This is a genomic window from Streptomyces sp. NPDC044106 (assembly GCF_056433985.1).
The window spans coordinates 124,567-141,478 of the sequence record NZ_JBWKFZ010000016.1; the positions used below are offsets into that span (position 1 = coordinate 124,567).

Annotated in this window: 16 protein-coding genes; 5 read left to right on the plus strand and 11 right to left on the minus strand. The window is 72.0% G+C overall.

Annotated features, from left to right (window positions below):
* The first annotated feature begins 8 nt into the window (after window positions 1-8).
* On the plus strand, window positions 9-1,487 hold the full coding sequence (lysA, locus tag AC07DI_RS28150) for a diaminopimelate decarboxylase (protein ID WP_478906819.1): 1,479 nt from the start codon (window positions 9-11) through the stop codon (window positions 1,485-1,487).
* A gap of 299 nt (window positions 1,488-1,786) precedes the next feature.
* On the opposite strand, the gene purB is transcribed toward lysA, so the two are convergent.
* Together purB and AC07DI_RS28160 are read right to left on the minus strand one after the other, a co-directional pair.
* Window positions 1,787-3,229, minus strand: a complete 1,443-nt coding sequence (purB, locus tag AC07DI_RS28155) for an adenylosuccinate lyase (protein ID WP_478906821.1) — start codon at window positions 3,227-3,229, stop codon at window positions 1,787-1,789.
* A gap of 98 nt (window positions 3,230-3,327) precedes the next feature.
* Window positions 3,328-4,107 (minus strand): SGNH/GDSL hydrolase family protein, encoded by a 780-nt coding sequence (locus AC07DI_RS28160; RefSeq protein ID WP_384252887.1) that lies wholly within the window; start codon window positions 4,105-4,107, stop codon window positions 3,328-3,330.
* Window positions 4,108-4,266: 159 nt separating this feature from the next.
* Here AC07DI_RS28160 and AC07DI_RS28165 point away from each other — a divergent pair, with 159 nt between their 5' ends.
* Window positions 4,267-4,521, plus strand: coding sequence for a holin (locus tag AC07DI_RS28165; protein WP_478906823.1), 255 nt, complete (start codon window positions 4,267-4,269; stop codon window positions 4,519-4,521).
* Between the two features lie 21 nt (window positions 4,522-4,542).
* Here AC07DI_RS28165 and AC07DI_RS28170 read toward each other — a convergent pair whose 3' ends face one another.
* The 5 genes from AC07DI_RS28170 to AC07DI_RS28190 all read right to left on the minus strand — a co-directional run bounded on the left by AC07DI_RS28170 (window position 4,543) and on the right by AC07DI_RS28190 (window position 11,215).
* Window positions 4,543-5,556: a hemolysin family protein gene (locus AC07DI_RS28170; RefSeq protein ID WP_384252882.1), complete on the minus strand. Its 1,014-nt coding sequence runs from the start codon at window positions 5,554-5,556 to the stop codon at window positions 4,543-4,545.
* Window positions 5,553-6,887: a hemolysin family protein gene (locus tag AC07DI_RS28175; protein ID WP_478906825.1), complete on the minus strand. Its 1,335-nt coding sequence runs from the start codon at window positions 6,885-6,887 to the stop codon at window positions 5,553-5,555. The genes AC07DI_RS28170 and AC07DI_RS28175 overlap by 4 nt, the downstream gene beginning before the upstream one ends.
* A gap of 280 nt (window positions 6,888-7,167) precedes the next feature.
* A complete protein-coding gene (locus tag AC07DI_RS28180) occupies window positions 7,168-7,593 on the minus strand; it encodes a GNAT family N-acetyltransferase (protein ID WP_478906827.1) in 426 nt (141 codons plus the stop codon).
* A 114-nt stretch (window positions 7,594-7,707) separates the two neighbouring features.
* A complete protein-coding gene (locus tag AC07DI_RS28185) occupies window positions 7,708-10,272 on the minus strand; it encodes an ABC transporter permease (RefSeq protein WP_478906829.1) in 2,565 nt (854 codons plus the stop codon).
* A 13-nt stretch (window positions 10,273-10,285) separates the two neighbouring features.
* Entirely contained in the window at window positions 10,286-11,215 is a 930-nt protein-coding gene (locus AC07DI_RS28190; RefSeq protein WP_478906831.1) for an ABC transporter ATP-binding protein, read from the minus strand.
* Window positions 11,216-11,379: 164 nt separating this feature from the next.
* On the opposite strand from AC07DI_RS28190, the gene AC07DI_RS28195 reads away from it, so the two are divergent.
* Both AC07DI_RS28195 and AC07DI_RS28200 read left to right on the plus strand, forming a co-directional pair.
* On the plus strand, window positions 11,380-11,628 hold the full coding sequence (locus AC07DI_RS28195) for an antitoxin (protein ID WP_384252870.1): 249 nt from the start codon (window positions 11,380-11,382) through the stop codon (window positions 11,626-11,628).
* Between the two features lie 4 nt (window positions 11,629-11,632).
* Window positions 11,633-12,004, plus strand: coding sequence for a fic family toxin-antitoxin system, toxin component (locus AC07DI_RS28200; protein ID WP_384252868.1), 372 nt, complete (start codon window positions 11,633-11,635; stop codon window positions 12,002-12,004).
* Window positions 12,005-12,076: 72 nt separating this feature from the next.
* Here the strand turns inward: AC07DI_RS28200 and AC07DI_RS28205 are convergent, their stop codons facing one another.
* Window positions 12,077-12,751: a class I SAM-dependent methyltransferase gene (locus tag AC07DI_RS28205; protein ID WP_478906833.1), complete on the minus strand. Its 675-nt coding sequence runs from the start codon at window positions 12,749-12,751 to the stop codon at window positions 12,077-12,079.
* A gap of 116 nt (window positions 12,752-12,867) precedes the next feature.
* Here AC07DI_RS28205 and AC07DI_RS28210 point away from each other — a divergent pair, with 116 nt between their 5' ends.
* On the plus strand, window positions 12,868-13,623 hold the full coding sequence (locus AC07DI_RS28210) for a DUF1838 family protein (protein WP_478906834.1): 756 nt from the start codon (window positions 12,868-12,870) through the stop codon (window positions 13,621-13,623).
* On the opposite strand, the gene bioD is transcribed toward AC07DI_RS28210, so the two are convergent.
* Genes bioD through bioB form a run of 3 tightly spaced genes read right to left on the minus strand, consistent with a single transcriptional unit; the run spans window position 13,607 to window position 16,886 of the window.
* Window positions 13,607-14,386: a dethiobiotin synthase gene (gene bioD / locus AC07DI_RS28215; protein ID WP_478906836.1), complete on the minus strand. Its 780-nt coding sequence runs from the start codon at window positions 14,384-14,386 to the stop codon at window positions 13,607-13,609. The genes AC07DI_RS28210 and bioD overlap by 17 nt on opposite strands.
* Window positions 14,387-14,389: 3 nt before the next feature.
* Window positions 14,390-15,670 (minus strand): adenosylmethionine--8-amino-7-oxononanoate transaminase, encoded by a 1,281-nt coding sequence (locus AC07DI_RS28220; protein ID WP_478906837.1) that lies wholly within the window; start codon window positions 15,668-15,670, stop codon window positions 14,390-14,392.
* Entirely contained in the window at window positions 15,663-16,886 is a 1,224-nt protein-coding gene (gene bioB, locus AC07DI_RS28225) for a biotin synthase BioB (protein WP_478906839.1), read from the minus strand. The genes AC07DI_RS28220 and bioB overlap by 8 nt, the downstream gene beginning before the upstream one ends.
* Window positions 16,887-16,912: the final 26 nt, after the last annotated feature.

The following is a 16,912-nucleotide window of genomic DNA, read 5'->3' on the forward strand; positions in this document are numbered from 1 at the left end:
AAGCTGTCATGACCACACTGCGCGTACCCCGGCTCCCGGTACCGTCCCCGTCTCCGTCCACCTCGCCCTCGCCGTCCCCCGCCCCCTCCCCCTCCCCGTCTCCGCCGCCGGTCCCGGCCCCGGCCTCGACCACCGGGCCGGTACCGGTACCGGCGTCCGCCGCGCCGACCGGCCGCGTCGCCCGGCCCGACGAGGAGCTGTCCGTCTGGCCCCTGTCCACCACCCGGCTCGCCCACGGTGACCTCGCCGTCGGCGGGGTGCGGCTCGCCGAGGTCGCCGAGCGCTTCGGCACCCCCGCCTACCTCGTCGACGAAGACGACGTACGCGCCCGCTGCCGCAGGTACCTGCGCGCCTTCCCGGACGGCGAGGTCCTCTACGCCGCCAAGGCGTTCCTCTGCCGCGCCATGGCGCACTGGATGGACGAGGAGGGGCTCGGCCTGGACGTGTGCTCGGCCGGTGAGCTGGAGCTCGCCGTCACGACGGGTTTCCCCGCGGACCGCATCGTGCTGCACGGCAACGCGAAGAGCCCCCACGACCTGCGGGCCGCCCTCCGGCTCGGGGTGGGCCGGATCGTCATCGACAGCGCGTCGGAGATCGCCCGCCTGGCCGCGGCCGTGCCGCCGGGCAGCCGGCAGAAGGTGCTGGTCAGGGTGGTGCCGGGGATCGCGGCGGGCGGGCACGCCAAGATCCGGACGGGCACCGACGACCAGAAGTTCGGCCTCTCCATCACGGACGGCTCCGCACACCACGCCATCGCCCGCATCCTCGGCCAGCCGACGCTCGAACTGGTGGGCCTGCACTGCCACCTGGGCTCGCAGATCACCACGGAGAAGCCCTTCCTCGCCGCGGTGCGCCGCATGGTCGGGCTGATGGCGCGGATCGAGGACCAGCACGGCGTCACCCTTCCCGAACTGGACCTCGGGGGCGGCCACGGTGTCGCCTACCGCCCCGGCGACGAGGCGCTCGACATCGCCACGCTCGCGCAGAAGGTACGGGCCGAGCTGGTCGAGAGCTGCGCGGTGGCGGGCCTGGCGGTGCCGCGCCTGATCGTCGAGCCGGGGCGGGCCATCGCGGGCCCCGCCGGGGTGGCCCTCTACCGGGTCCTCGCGGTCAAGCGGACCAGCGGCAGGACGTTCGTCGCCGTGGACGGCGGGATGAGCGACAACCCGCGCCCGGCGCTCTACGGCGTGCGGTACGTGCCCCGCATGATCGGGCGGCGCTCCACGGCCGAGCCCGCACCGGTGACCGTCGTCGGCCGGCACTGCGAGGCGGGCGACATCCTCGCAGCGGACGTCCCGCTGCCGGGCGACGTACGGCCCGGGGACCTGCTCGCCGTCCCGGTCGCCGGGGCGTACCACCTGTCGATGGCCTCCGGCTACAACCTCGTCGGCCGGCCGCCCGTGGTCGCCGTGTCCGGCGGGCACGCCAGGCTGCTCGTCCGGCGTGAATCGCTGGAGGACTTCCGCAGCCGGGACGTGGGTCTGTAAGAGCCTGGCTTTGCACGCGACGCGCGAAGGCCCCGGGCGTCCTGCCCGGGGCCTTCGCGTCGTACGTGGTGACCGTCTGCGCGGTGCGGCTACGCGGTGACCGTCAGAGCCTGTGTCATATCCCCGGCCGGGTGGGCGTCGTCTGGCACGCACGCTCGCCGCGTTGCCGAAAAGCCCTAGTAGCTCCTCCCCCAGGCCTGAACGGCCCGGGGGGACCCCCACCGAGGACTTCCCGGCGCCTTGCGATCGCACGCACCAGACGACGCCCACTGATCCGACCGGGGATATGACACAGGCTCTCAGAGGATCGCGCCCGGCGTGTAGGCCGCGGCCTCCGGGTGCTCCTTCAGGAGCGCCTCGATCTGTGCGACGACTGTGCCGACCTGGTCGCTCGCGGCGCCGGTGAAGGACAGCTTGTCGGCCATCAGCTCGTCCAGCTGTGCGCGGTCCAGCGGGATGCGGGAGTCCGCGGCGAGCTTGTCGAGCAGCTCGTTGCGCTCGGCGCCCTGCTCCCGCATCGCGAGCGCGGAGGCGACCGCGTTCTCCTTGATGGCCTCGTGGGCCTCCTCGCGGCCGACGCCCGCGCGCACCGAGGCCATCAGGACCTTGGTGGTGGCGAGGAAGGGGAGGTAGCGGTCCAGCTCGCGCGCCACGACGGCGGGGAACGCCCCGAACTCGTCGAGCACGGTCAGGAAGGTCTCCAGGAGACCGTCGAGCGCGAAGAACGCGTCGGGCAGCGCGACCCGGCGTACGACGGAGCAGGAGACGTCGCCCTCGTTCCACTGGTCGCCCGCCAGCTCGCCGGTCATCGAGGCGTAGCCGCGCAGGATCACGGTGAGGCCGTTGACGCGCTCGCAGGAGCGGGTGTTCATCTTGTGCGGCATCGCGGACGAGCCGACCTGGCCCGGCTTGAAGCCCTCGGTGACCAGTTCGTGGCCGGCCATCAGGCGGATCGTCTTGGCCAGCGACGAGGGCGCCGAGGCGACCTGCACCAGGGCCGTCACGACCTCGTAGTCGAGCGAGCGCGGGTAGACCTGGCCGACCGAGGTGAACGCGCGGTCGAAGCCGAGGTGCCCGGCGATGCGCTGTTCGAGGTCGGTCAGCTTGTCGGCGTCGCCGCCGAGCAGGTCCAGCATGTCCTGGGCGGTGCCGACCGGGCCCTTGATGCCGCGCAGCGGGTAGCGGCCGAGCAGATCGTCCAGGCGACGGTAGGCGACGAGCAGCTCGTCGGCGCCGGTCGCGAAGCGCTTGCCCAGCGTCGTCGCCTGCGCGGCGACGTTGTGGGAGCGGCCCGCCATGACCAGCTCGGCGTACTCGCCGGCGAGCTTGCCGAGCCGGGCGAGGACCGCGACGGTGCGGGAGCGGATCAGTTCCAGGGAGAGCCGGATCTGCAGCTGCTCGACGTTCTCGGTGAGGTCGCGGGAGGTCATGCCCTTGTGGACGTGCTCGTGCCCGGCGAGGGCGTTGAACTCCTCGATGCGGGCCTTCACGTCGTGGCGCGTGACCTTCTCGCGTTCGGCGATGGAGGCCAGGTCGACCTGGTCGAGCACGCGCTCGTAGTCGGCGATGGCGGCGTCGGGGACCTCGATCCCGAGGTCCTTCTGCGCGCGCAGCACGGCGAGCCAGAGCTGACGCTCCAGCCTCACCTTCTGCTCGGGCGACCAGAGGGTGGCGAGCTCGGCGGAGGCATAACGTCCGGCGAGGACGTTCGGGATACGGGGCTTTGCGGGCGCGGCAGTCACGTGACGTGATTCTACTGGGCGTTCCTGCAGGCCAGCGCCACGCCCCCGTTCGTCGGAAGCTACGAGAGCGGACGCCGGGTGCCGCTACGCCGGGTGCCCTACGAGGACGGGCCCTCGTAGGGCAGCAGGTCGGGGCGCTTGGGCGCGCGGCCGTCGCCGGAGGAGCGGCCGGTGAGGCGGCGGCCTATCCACGGGCCGAGGTGCTGCCGGGCGAAGCGGACGTCGGCGACGCGGCGCATGGCCCAGCCCGGCGGAACGACGGTGGGCAGCGGGCTCTGCCAGTCGTCCTCGGGGTCGTGGCCGAGCGCCTGCCACACGGCCTCGGCGATCCTGCGGTGACCCTCGGCCGTGGGGTGCAGCCGGTCCACGTCCCACAGGCGCTGGTCGCCGAGGACGGCGGCGCCGTAGAGGTCCACGACGAGGGCGTCGTGCCGGGCCGCCAGGTCGTCGACGTACGAGAAGAGCTCCTCCATGCGCGGGCGGAACCGCTCCATCACCGGGCCGTTCCGTCCGGGGCTGCGCATCAGGACGAGCTGCTTGCAGGACGGGGCGAGGCGCTCGACGGCTTCTTCGAGCAGCCCGCGCACGCGGCCCATGTCGCACTTGGGCCGCAGTGTGTCGTTGAGCCCGCCCACCAGGGTGACCACGTCGGCCTGCATCGCGGCGGCGACGCCCACCTGCTCGTCGACGATCTGGCCGATGAGCTTGCCGCGCACCGCGAGGTTCGCGTAGCGGAAGCCGGGCGTGTGCGCCGCCATCCGGGCCGCCAGGAGGTCGGCCCAGCCGCGGTAGGTGCCGTCGGGCAGCAGGTCCGACATGCCCTCGGTGAAGGAGTCGCCCACCGCGACGAGACTGGTGTAGTTGGCATTCATCTGCATGGCGGGAGCGATGCTATCCCGCCGGGGCCGATGGCGCCCGGCGTCACCGGTTTGCGGGCTCGGCTCGCCGGTGACTTCCGTGCTGCGGCGGATCTGGGCACTGTGCGGCGGCAGCGGTATGCCATAGGCACGCCGTCGTCACGAGAGAGTGGGCCCGCCATGTGGACCGCAGCATTCTGGAAGGCCACCGCGGAACGCGCGATCCGCACCTTCGCGCAGGCACTGGCCGCCGTACTGGTGGCGGGGGCGACCAGCCTCCTGGACGTCGAGTGGGACGCCGCCTTGGCCACGGCGGGGATGGCCGCGGCCCTGGCGGTCCTGACGGCTGTCGGGGCCTCGGAGGCCGGGGCGCGCGGCCCCGGCCTCACCGAACAGCCCACCCCGACGGCGGGCGCGGGCGGTCCGGCTCGGTGACGGCCCGCCCGCTCCTCGCCGTCACACCGGCTGGCCGAACAGCTCCCGCAGCACGTCCTCCATCGTGACCATGCCGGCGAGCCGGCCGTCCGCGCCGAGCACCGCGGCCACGTGGGTACGGCTGCCGCGCATGGCGGTCAGCACATCGTCCAGCGGGGTGGCCTCGCGCACCTGGGCGATCTTGCGCATCTCCGGGACCCGGAACGGCAGATCGCGCGGCGCCCGGTCCAGGGCGTCCTTGACATGCAGGTAGCCGACGATACGCCGGCCGTCGTCGACCACGGGGAAGCGGGAGAAGCCGGAGTCGGCCGAGAGCTGCTCCAGCTTCTCCGGGGTGACGCCCACGCGCGCGTAGACCACGTCCTCCAGCGGCAGGACGACGTCCCTGACCGGACGGCGGCCCAGTTCCAGCGCGTCGTGCAGCCGTTCCTGCGCGCGGTCGTCGATCAGGCCCGCGTCCCCGGAGTCTTTGACCATGCGGGCGAGGTCGGCGTCGGAGAAGCTCGCCGACACCTCGTCCTTCGTCTCGACGCGCAACAGCTTCAGGAGGCCGTTGGCGAACGCGTTGATCGCGAAGATCACCGGGCGCAGCGCCCGCGCGAGCGCGACCAGCGGCGGGCCGAGGAGCAGCGCCGAGCGCACCGGCTCGGCGAGCGCGATGTTCTTCGGGATCATCTCGCCGAGGAGCATGTGCAGATAGGTCGCCACGATCAGCGCGATGACGAACGAGATCGGATGGACCAGGCCGTCCGGCACACCGACCGCGTCGAACACCGGCTCCAGCAGGTGCGCGATGGCCGGCTCGGCGACGATGCCGAGGACGAGGGTGCACAGCGTGATGCCCAGCTGCGCGGCGGCGAGCAGCGCCGACACGTGCTGCAGGCCCCACATCACGCTCTTGGCGCGCCGGTCCCCGTCGTCGGCGTACGGCTCTATCTGACTGCGGCGTACGGAGATGAGGGCGAACTCGGCGCCCACGAAGAAGGCGTTGACTACGAGCGTCGCCAGGGCGATCAGCAACTGGATGGCGGTCATCGGGCATCGTCCTCGTGGTCGGCGGCGGCCGGTGGGGCGTGCAGCAGGACGCGGGCGGCGCGGCGTCCCGAGGCGTCGACGACGTCGAGCCGCCAGCCGCCCACCTCGACGCCGTCACCGACGGCGGGGATGCGTCCCAACTCCGTCGCGACGAGGCCGGCGAGCGTCTCGTACGGCCCGTCGGGCACCCGCAGGCCGACCCGCGCGAGCTGGTCGGTGCGTGCCGCGCCGTCGGCGGAGTAGAGGGTCCTGCCCTCCTCGTCGGTGCCGGCCGGGTCGATGTCGGACGTCTCGTGCGGGTCGTGCTCGTCCCGCACCTCGCCGACGACCTCCTCGACGATGTCCTCCAGGGTGGCGACGCCCGCGGTACCGCCGTACTCGTCGATGACCACGGCCATGGTGCGCTTGCCGGAGAGCCGGTCAAGGAGCCGGTCGACGGTCAGCGTCTCCGGTACGAGCAGGGGCTCACGCATCCGCTCCGCGACGGACACCCGGTGCCTGCGCTCGGCGGGTACGGCGAGCATGTCCTTGATGTGGGCGACGCCGACGACCGTGTCGAGGTTGCCGCGGTACACGGGGAAGCGGGAGAGGCCGGTGGCGCGCGTGGCGTTCGCGACGTCCTCGCAGGTGGCGTGCACGTCGAGGGCCATGACCTGGACGCGGGGCGTCATCACGTTCTCCGCGGTGAGGTCGGCGAGGTTCAGCGTGCGCACGAACAGCTCGGCGGTGTCCGCCTCGAGGGCGCCCTCCCTGGCGGAGTGGCGGGCAAGCGCGACCAGCTCCTTGGGCCCGCGGGCGGAGGCGAGCTCCTCCGTGGGCTCCAGGCCGAAGCGGCGTACGGAGTGGTTCGCGGTGTTGTTCAGATGGGCGATGAACGGCCGGAACATGGCGCTGAACAGGCGCTGGGGCGTGGCCACCCGCTTGGCGACGGTGAGCGGCGAGGAGATCGCCCAGTTCTTGGGGACCAGTTCACCGATCACCATCAGGAAGACCGTCGAAAGGGCCGTTCCCAGGGCCAGGGCGATGGAGGTGGCCGCCGACCGGGGGACGCCGAGGTCGCGCAGCGGGCCCGCGATGAGCTTGGCGATGGAGGGCTCGGAGAGCATGCCGACGACGAGGTTGGTGACGGTGATGCCGAGCTGGGCGCCGGAGAGCTGGAAGGTGAGGTTCTTGACGGCTTTGAGGGCGCCGGCGGCGCCGCGCTCACCGCGCTCGACGGCCTGTTCGAGTTCGCTGCGCTCGACCGTCGTGAGGGAGAACTCCGCGGCGACGAACACGCCGCACGCCAGGCAGAGCAGCAGCGCCACGAGGAGCAGGAGCACTTCGGTCATCGGGTCACCTCCGTCCCATGATCGGGCAGGGGCGGGAGGAATGCGCGATGTCGGGTACTGGGAGGCTCGCCCATGGGCGGACGCTCACACCTTTCAGTCGGATACGAGTAGTGGGTCCATGGTAAAGGATCAGCAAAGCCGCTTGTGCCCCTGTCGGGTCGAAGGGCCCGGAGGGATGCGAGGACCGGACGCCCTGGCGTGCAGTTCAGTGCACTAGTAGCCAGGAGACGCCGATTCAGTCCGAGAGCGGTCCGTCAGGGAGCGGCCCGTCAGGCAGCGGTCACTCCGTGAGCGGCTTGACCCAGCGGCTCCACTGCGGTTCGGGGGCGTAGCCCGCGGCGCGCCAGGTGTGCTGGGCGAGGTCGTTGCGGTCGAGGACCATCGCGTCGCCGCGGCGCCCGCCGAGCCGTACGAACCGTTCCTCCGCGGCGGCGAGCAGTGCCGAGCCCACGCCGCGGCGGCGGTGCTCCGGATGCACGGCGAGCCGGTAGAGGTGACAGCGCCAGCCGTCGAAACCGGCGATGACGGTGCCCGCGAGCCGGCCGCCGCGCTCGGCGAGGAGCAGCGCCTCCGGATCGCGGGCGACGAGCCGTTCCACCCCGGAGCGGTCGTCGCTGATGCTCGTGCCCTCCGCCGCGGTCTTCCAGAAGGCGAGCACCGCGTCGAGGTCCTCGGGCCCCGCGGCCCGTATACGAAGATCGTCCATGGCTGTATCCCATCACCGGTCCGCGCCCCGGCGCATGGAAATTTCACCATGCGGGCCGCGGGGGAGCGGTCGCCGTCAGACGCCGACCAGCTCCTCGATGGCGGGGCCGGTCCCTCACTCGTGCGCGATCGCAGCCAGGACGTTCATGCGTGACGCGCGGAGCGCCGGCAGCAGCGCCGCCGCGAGGCCGACGACGACCGAGCCGATCACCACCGCGACGATGGTCGTCCAGGGGAACGCCAGCTCCTTCATCCCCTGCATCGCGAGCACCTGCTGGACGGCGACGCCCCAGACCAGGCCGAGCGCGAGCCCGAGCAGCGCCCCGAACACCGCGATCACCACCGATTCCAGGCGGATCATCCGGCGCAGCTGGCGCCGGCCGAGACCGATGGCGCGCAGCAGCCCGATCTCCCGGGTGCGCTCCACGACCGACAGGGCGAGGGTGTTGACCACGCCGAGCACCGCGATGACGATCGCCAGTCCGAGGAGCGCGTAGACGAGGTAGAGCATCACGGCGATCTGCTGCCGGATCAGCTCCTTGTAGTCGGCCTGGTCGCGCACCTGTACCTGCGGATACGGGTCGAGCGTCCGGTCCAGGCGCGCCCGCAGGGTGTCCACGTCCGTGCCGGAGGCCGCGTTGACGTACAGCGCGGAGTCCTGGCCGCCCGGCACGTACTTCTCGACCGTGCCCAACCCGAGGAAGAGCCCGCCCTCCACGCCGAACCCCTCGGCCGAGTCCTGGTCGGTGAGCGCGCCGACCGTCAGCTTCGCCTTGCGTTCGCCGGGGAACGTCGCCGCCAGCGTGTCACCGAGACGCACCTTGTGCTTCTTCGCGTAGTCCTTGTCCATGCCGATCCGGCCGTCCGCGAGCGCAGTGCGTGAACTGCCCTGCGCGTACGTGACCTTGGCGACGTCGTCGAGCCGCGGACCGTAGCCCGCGGCGGTGGACTCGACGTGTTTGCCGTCGGGCATCGCCAGCTTGAGGGGCGTGAAGCGCTGGCGCACCACGAGGCCCGCGCCTTCGGTGCCCCCGACCTTCTCGGTGATCTCCGACGAGAACGGCACGAAGTTGCTGTTCTGCACGACGAAGTCCGCGCCGAGCGTCTTGTCTATCTGCCGGTCGAACGACTTGGTCATGGACGCGCTGGCCACCGAGAGGCCGCCGACCAGCGCGAGCCCCACCATCAGCGCGGCGGCCGTGGCGCCAGTACGACGCGGATTGCGCAGCGCGTTGCGCTGGCTCATCCGGCCGATCGAGCCGAAGACGGCCGGGAACGCGCCGCCGAGGACCCGGATCACCGGGCGGACCAGGAGGGGCCCCGCGATGACCGTGGCGATCAGGGTCAGGACGATGCCGAGCCCGAGCAGGGACGCGGCCGACGAGGTCTTCGACGCGTTCGCGCAGCCCACCAGCGCGGCGGCGCCGGCCGCCCCGACGAGCGCGCCCGCGACGGCCCGCACCTTCAACGGCCGCCCCACCCCGGCGATCTCGGCGTCGGCGAGCGCCGCCATCGGCGAGACGTGCGCGGCCCGCCGGGCGGGGAGGTACGCCGCGACGAAGGTGACGCCGACCCCGACGACGTACGAGGCGACGGGAGTGGCCCACCCGACGACCATCTCCGTGGACTTCAGGTTCATCCCGAGCAGGCCCATCAGCTTGATCAGACCGAGGGCGAGACCTATGCCTGCGGCGAGCCCCAGCGTCGAGCCGGCCAGGCCGAGCAGCAGCGCCTCGATGAGCACGGAGCGGCGCACCTGCTTGCGGTCGGCGCCGAGCGCGCGCAGCAGCCCCAGTTCGCGGGTGCGCTGCGCGATGAGCATCGAGAAGGTGTTGACGATCAGGAAGATGCCGACGAGCACGGCGACTCCGGCGAAGCCCAGCATCACGTACTTGATGACGTCCAGGAAGCCGCCGAGCTCGGACGCGGCGGACTCGGCCTGCTCGTCGGCGGTCTTCAGGTCGTAGCCCGAGCCCAGTTGGGCGGCGATCCGGTGTTTGAGCGTCGTATCGGCGACACCGTCGGCGGCCGTCACCGAGATGCTCGTCGCCCGGTCCGTCGAGCCGAGCAGTTCGCGCTGGGCGGTCGGGGTGTCCAGGAAGACGAGGGCGGCGCCGGGATTCGTCGTGGTGAACGTGGCGATGCCGACGATCTCGACCTTGAAGGAGCCCGGGCGCGCGAGAACGGTGAGGGTGTCGCCGATCTCCACGTCCTTCTTGTCGGCCGTGTCCGCGTCGAGCAGTGCCTGACCGGCGCCGCGCGGGGCATGGCCGGAGGTGAGCTCCACGGGGCTGCGGTCGGTGGGGTACCAGTTGGTGGCGATGGTGGGGGCGCCGGTCGTCGGGCCCACGGATTCGTTGTCGCGGTCGACGACGGTGATGTTCTCCACGGCCGCGTCGATGTGCGCGTCCCTGACGCCGGGGACCGCGGCCACCCGCTCCCTGAGGCGCGCGGGCACCGTCGACGTCTGCCCGGAGGGCACCGCCTCGTCGAGGTCGTCCTTCGCCTCGACCGTCACATCGGCCGAAGTCGAGGCGAACAGCCGGTCGAAGGTGCGGGTCACGGTGTCCGAGAAGATCAGGCTGCCCGCGACGAACGCCACCGAGAGGATGACGGCGAGCGCGGAGAGCATGAGCCTGCCCTTGTGCGCGAGGAAGCTCCTGAGTGTCGCCTTCAGCACCGCGGCCCCCGGCTCAGCTCTGTTCCGACGGACTGTCGGAAGTATCGGATGGGTCGGGCGTGTGGGACGTGTCGGACGCTTGGAACCTGTCGGACGGAGTGTCGGGCGGGCTGCCGGACGGACCCTTGGCGGGTACAGGGGTGGACGCGGGAGTACCGGGATGCACCGCGTGCAGCGTGTCGAACCGCTTCATGCGTTCCAGGACCGTCTCCGCCGTCGGGCGCTCCATGTCGTCCACGATCCGTCCGTCGCCGAGGAAGAGGACCAGGTCGGAGTGGGCGGCGGCCCCGGGATCGTGGGTCACCATCACCACCGTCTGGCCGAGCTGGTCCACCGCGTCCCGGAGGAAGCCGAGGACTTCGAGGCCGGCCCGCGAGTCGAGGTTGCCCGTCGGCTCGTCGGCGAAGATCAGCTCGGGCTTCGCGGCGAGGGCCCGCGCGCAGGCCACCCGCTGCTGCTGCCCGCCGGACAGCTGTGAGGGGCGGTGCTTCAGCCGGTCCCGCAGCCCCAGTGTGTCGATCACGTGCTCCAGCCAGTCGCGGTCGGGCCGCTGGCCCGCGATGTCCATCGGGAGCGTCATGTTCTCCAGGGCGTTGAGCGTGGGGATGAGGTTGAAGGACTGGAACATGAAGCCGATGCGGTCCCGCCGCAGCCGGGTCAGCTCGCGCTCCTTGAGGCCGGTGATCTCCGTGTCGCCGAGCCACACCTGCCCCGCGGAGACGCTGTCGAGCCCGGCCAGGCAGTGCATCAGGGTGGACTTCCCCGAGCCGGAGGGGCCCATGACGGCCGTGAAGCGCTCGCGCGCGATGTCCACGTCCACCGAGTCGAGGGCGAGGACGGTCGTCTCGCCAGAGCCGTACGCCTTGGTGAGACCGCGGGCGCGCGCGGCGGCCCCGGCGGGCCCCGAGCGGCCCGTGAACGGTGCCGAAGCAGGTGCGGACAAGTCGGCCTCCTGGGTTGTGGCCGTTCCAACTCCCCTGACCCCGCAGAGAGTAGTGGGGTCAGCTGGGTGTCCGGTATCCCTCCGAGGTCGGGTCCCGGATACGTATGTAAGGGGCAAGGTCCTGCGCCCTTGTCGTGCTAGCACCCGAGCGCTAGCTTGACGGTATGGCGAAGACCCAGTTGAACGTGCGGGTGGACGAGGACACCGCGAGGGCCGCGCGTGAGCGCGCCCTGGCCCGGGGCATGAGCGTCAACCGCTACATCGAAGAGCTGGTCAAACAGGACTCCGGCGAAGTGGGGCACACCTTCGTGGAGGCCGCGGCCGACTTCATGAAGCAGTACGAATCCGTCTTCGCCGACGAGTTCGGCGTCGAGCGCGAGGGCAGCCGCCCGGTGCGTGAAGGTCGTCGCTGAGCCCTTGAACCTCAGAATCGACCTCGCCTGGCTCCTGATGGTCGCCGAACACAAGACGCCCGGTGACCCCCAGGTGACCGATTGGGGCGCGCTCGTCGCCGCCGTCGCCAGACACGAGGCGGAGATATTCGGACTGCCCGTCTACGAGACGCCGCACGACCGCGCGGCGGCCCTCCTCCAGGTCCTGCTCCACATCCCCGCACTGGAGCGCTCCAACGCGCTCTTCGCCTGCTCCGTCGCGTACGCCTACCTCGTCTCCAGCGGCCTGAAGGTCGTCACCTCGCCCGAGCAGGTGCGTGAGCTCGCCCGCCTGGTGAAGGAGGACGGCGCGAACGTGCACGCCATCGCGGACGAGCTGCGCCAGTGGAGTCTGTGAGAGCGGCCGATGGGTTCTGCCCCGGGAGCGGGTCAGCGCACGTGACTCGTCCGGACCGGGTGCGTCCGGACGTCAGGGTGCGCTGTCCGGGCGCAGTGCCGTGCCGATCACGCAGTACGAGGTGGGCAGGCGCGGCCCCTTCTCGGGCACGAGGACATGACGGTGGTCGCTGATCCCGAACCCCGCCGCGCGCAGCGCGCCCAGCGTGTCCCGCCCCACGTGACAGCCGCCGAACAGCGGCGGCCACACCGTGCGGTCCAGGACGCGCTGCGTGGTGGCCATCAGCGCCCCCGGCGCCCGGCCGTGCTCGAAGAAGCGCAGCTCACCGCCGGGCCGCAGCACCCGGCGCAGCTCGCCGAGTGCCCGCGGCACATCGCGTACGCTGCACAGCACGAGCGAGACGACGGCCGCGTCGAACGCCTCGCTCTTGACGGGCAGCGCTTCGGCGGCGCCCGGTACGACATCGACGGGCACGTCCGCGCGCAGGGCCGCCGACACCGCGAGGCGGCGCAGAATCCGCTCCGGTTCGATCGCCACGACCTCGCAGACGGCGCGGGGGTAGTGCGCGAAGTTGAGACCGTTGCCCGCACCGACCTCGATGACCCGCCCGGAGAGCCCGGTGAGGAGTTCCCGGCGATGGCGGCCGAGCACGGGTTCGAGGGCCACGCTCTGACGGGCGTAGAAGCGGGCGAAGACGGGGTGGCGCACGGCGTCCCTGGGCACGGATGCGGTGGAGCGAGGCGGCATGGGTCCTCCTCGACGGAGCGGGCGGATACCGCCATGGTGCGGTATTCCGGCCATTTCCGGGCCCGGTCGTCGGGCGCCCGCCCCGACCGCGGCGGCGGGCGCGCAGAGTACTTCCCATGACGAGTACGACCACACCCGCAGAACTGCTCCGCTCCTTCGCCCGTACCCGGGCCTCACTGGATGGTGAGGAGGTCACCTACTGGTGGACGGGAGACGTGTACTCCTGGGCCCCCGACGAGCCCTACCAGCGCCTCTTCGGCTTCGAGGGGCTCAACGTCTCCCGCCTCGTCCAGGACGCCGAGAACGGCCCGGACGCCTACCAACTGCTCACCCGCGAGGCCGCGTTCTACCTGGACCCCGTCACCCGCGAGATCCTCGAGACCTGGCAGGACCTGCCGGTGGTGCACGTCTGGAACGACCCGGCGAACCAGAAGTGGCGGCCCTTCCCGATCCCGACGACCGACCTCGGCGGCCAGGTCTGTTTCAGCCTGGAGATCCCGCTCGCCTACCCTTCGCCGCTGCCGGTGGCCCAGTACCCGGTCCACTCGTCCGGCGACACGTACAAGGCACTCGAACTCTTCCAGTTCTTCGTCGACCGCGCCGATCTGGCAGGACCGGCGCCCAGTGTGCCCGCCACCATGTCGTGGACGCGGATGTCGCCGTGGCTCCCGTGGATGGCCCGCGGGCAGCGCCCCGGCGGCCTGACCTACCACTGCCGGGGCCGCAAACTCGGCTCGCACGCCGAGGTCCCCGAGCGCACCCGTGCCTATGTCGCAGGGCACCACCCGGAGTTCGCTCATGCGCCGGAGAAGTGGAGCGAGCCGAACGAGACCAGCTGGACGTACTTCCGCAAGCTCAACCCACCGAAGTAGCTGTTCGCCCCGGTGCGGGCCGCTTCTCCCTCCGCCCCCACGCCGCAGGCGCCTCCCGCTCCCTGAACGCCGCCGCGTCCCATGTGCCGCCCAGCTCCGGGCCCAGCCAACTGCCCGCCGCCGCACGGAAGCCGGGCCCGTCGAGCAGGCCGGAGCCTGCCGGTACCGCGCCGATGAGGTCCGCGCCCGCCGACTCGGGCAGGTCCACGAGATTGCACCGGGAAGCGAGGTCGGGCGCCGTGGGCCAGCTGCCGACGACGACGCCCAGCTGGGTGAGCCCGCGGGCCCGCAGCGCCTCCCCGGTGAGCGTCGCCGAGTTGAGGGTGCCGAGGCCCGCCGTGACGACCACAAGGACCGGCGCGCCGAGCAGTCGGGCGGTGTCCGCGAGAGTTCCGCCCTCGTCGTCGAGGCGTACGAGCAGACCGCCCGCGCCCTCGACGAGCACCAGATCGTGCTCCGTCGCCAGCTTGGCCGCGGCCTCGGCCACGTCCGCCGGCCGTACGGGCGGCAGCCCGGCCCGGCGCGCGGCGGTGTTCGGCGCCAACGGCTCGGGGAACCGGGCGAGTTCGAGCGTGGTGATGCCGTCGCCCGCGAGCCGCGTCACCTCCCGCACGTCACCCGGCTCGTCCGGCGCGACCCCGGTCTGCGTGCCCTTGAGCACGGCGACACTGCGCCCCGCCGCGAGCGCGAGGGCGGCCACCGCGGCCGTCGTCACCGTCTTGCCGATCTCCGTGCCCGTCCCGGACACCACGATCACTGCCATATGTCATCCCTCCTTCGCCGCGGCGCACACGGCGCGCGCGATCCGTGCCACGTCGTCGTCGCCCGTGACGAACGGCGGCATCGTGTAGATCAGGTCGCGGAACGGCCGCACCCACACGCCCTCGCGGACCGCCGCCCGCGTCGCCGCCGCCATGTCCACCGGGTGGTCCAGCTGGACGACCCCGATGGCGCCGAGGACCCGGACCTCCCGTACGGAAGGAAGACCGGCCGCCTCGGCCAGACCGTCCCGCAGGCCGGATTCGACGCGCTTGACCTCGGTCTGCCAGTCCTGCCCGAGCAGCAGGTCGATGGAGGCGCCCGCCACCGCGGCGGCCAGCGGATTGCCCATGAACGTCGGCCCGTGCGCCAGGACGGGCACCTCGCCCCGCGAGATGCCGTCCGCGACCCGCGGCGTGCACAGCGTCGCCGCCAGCGTCAGATAGCCGCCGGTCAGCGCCTTGCCCAGGCACATCACATCGGGCGTGACACCCGCGTGATCGGCCGCGAACAGCGCTCCGGTGCGGCCGAAGCCCGTCGCGATCTCGTCGAATACGAGCAGCACGTCGTGCGCGTCGCACGCCTCGCGCAGCACCCGCAGGTAGTCGGGGGAGTGGAAGCGCATGCCGCCCGCGCCCTGCACCACGGGCTCGACGATCACGGCCGCCAGCTCATGGGCGTGGCGCTCGACGATGTCGTGCAGGTGCGTCGCGTACGTCTCCTCGTACGCGGCGGGCGGCGCGTCGGCGAACACCTGGCGCGGCAGGACGCCCTGCCACAGGTCGTGCATGCCGCCGTCGGGGTCGCAGACGGCCATCGGCTGCCAGGTGTCCCCGTGGTAGCCGCCGCGCCAGGTCAGTACCCGCTGCTTCGCCGGGCGGCCCAGCGAGCGCCAGTACTGCAGGCACATCTTGAGGGCGACCTCGACCGAGACGGAGCCCGAGTCGGCGAGGAAGACATGTTCGAGACCCTTGGGTGACATGTCGACAAGGCGCTTCGCGAGCCGGACGGCGGGCTCGTGCGTGAGCCCGCCGAACATGACGTGGCTCATGCGGTCGAGCTGGCCGCGCACCGCGTCGTTGAGGACGGGGTGGTTGTAGCCGTGGATCGCCGACCACCACGACGACATGCCGTCGACCAGCTCGGGGCCGCCGTCCGCGATGCGCAGTCGGACGCCGCTCGCCGACTCGACGACCAGGGGCTCCTGGCGGCCCGGCATCGGCCCGTAGGGGTGCCAGACGTGCTGCCGGTCGAGCGCGAGCAGTTCGGCAGTGGAGAGGTCAGGCATTGGGCGCGAGATCCGTTCCCGCGCCCCGGCGGCGTACCGCCACCAGGTCCGTGCGTGCCTCGCCGGGCTCGGCCACCGGAGCGGCGGCGGACTCCGGAGTCCCGCACGGCCCGCAGCCGCCGCCCTCGTGCGAGCCGCAGCCGCCCTCGGTGTGCGAGCCGCAGCCGCTCCCGGCATGCGAGCCGCAGGCCCCCGCGGCGGCCGCCGCGTCCGCGCGGTGCTTGGGCAGCGTCACCTGATCCGTGCCCTCGACCTCGAAACCGGCGTCCGCGATCATCTCCAGGTCCGCCTTGCCCGCCTGGCCCTCGCTGGTCAGGTAGTCGCCCAGGAAGATGGAGTTGGCGAGGTTGAGGGCGAGCGGCTGCATCGAGCGCAGATGGACCTCGCGGCCGCCCGCGATGCGCACCTCGACGTCCGGGCAGACGAAGCGGACCATCGCGAGGATGCGCAGGCAGCGCTGCGGGGTGAGGTTCCACTCCTTGGCCAGCGGCGTGCCCTCGAAGGGGATCAGGAAATTGACCGGCACCGAGTCCGCGTCCAGCTCGCGCAGCGCGTACACGACGTCGACGAGGTCATCGTCGCTCTCGCCCATGCCCGCGATCAGCCCCGAGCAGGCCGAAAGACCCGCCGCGTGCGCCTTCTGGACGGTGTCGACGCGGTCGGCGTAGGTGTGGGTCTTCGTGATGTCCGCGTAGGTCGCCTCGGACGTGTTGAGATTGTGGTTGTACGCGTCCGCGCCGGCGCCCCGCAGCCGCTCCGCCTGGCCGTCCGAGAGCAGGCCGAGGCAGGCGCAGACCTCGACGCTCTCGTTCTGCTCCTTGACCGCAGCGATGGTCTGCGCCACCCGGTCCACGTCACGGTCGGTCGGGCCGCGGCCGCTCGCCACCAGGCAGACCCGCTTGGCGCCGCCCGCGACCCCGGCCGCCGCGGCCCGCGAGGCCTCGTCGGGCTTCAGCCACGTGTACTTGAGGATCTCTGCCTTGGAACCGAGGCGCTGCGAACAGTACGAGCAGTCCTCCGGGCACAGGCCCGACTTGAGGTTGACCAGATAGTTGAGTTTCACCCGTCGCCCGAACCAGTGCCGCCGCACCCTCCCGGCGGCGGCCACTACGTCGAGGAGATCGTCGTCGGAGGTGGCCAGTACGGCCAGCGCCTCTTCGCGGGTCGGCAGCTCGCGCCGAAGCCCCTTGTCCACCAGCGTGTTCAGCAGGTCCATGGCGCTGATCCTTACGCACAGCAGGG